1 pseudogene is annotated in these 230 nt (G+C 47.0%); it reads left to right on the top strand.

Going from position 1 to position 230, the window contains the following annotated elements:
* Positions 1–230, top strand: a pseudogene (locus N8O80_RS09665) (MSCRAMM family adhesin SdrC); the annotation flags it as partial.

Raw genomic sequence — 230 nt, 5'->3', positions numbered from 1 at the left:
TGATTTCCTTGCTGACTCTGATGCTCTTGTTGATGCTGACTCAGAAGCTTTTGTACTTGCTGACTCTGACGCACTTGTTGATGCTGATTCAGAAGCTGATGTACTTGCTGAATCTGATGCACTTGTTGATGCGGATTCAGAAGCTGATGTACTTGCTGATTCTGATGCGCTTGTTGATGCCGATTCAGAAGCGGATGTGCTTGCTGAGTCTGAGGCACTTGTTGAGGCGG

The sequence above is a fragment of the Streptococcus mitis genome (genome assembly GCF_946190155.1).
In the GTDB taxonomy this organism is placed as follows: Bacteria; Bacillota; Bacilli; order Lactobacillales; family Streptococcaceae; genus Streptococcus; species Streptococcus mitis_CL.
The sequence above is the reverse complement of the archived record's forward strand: the minus strand, read 5'-3'. Positions and strand labels throughout refer to the sequence as shown.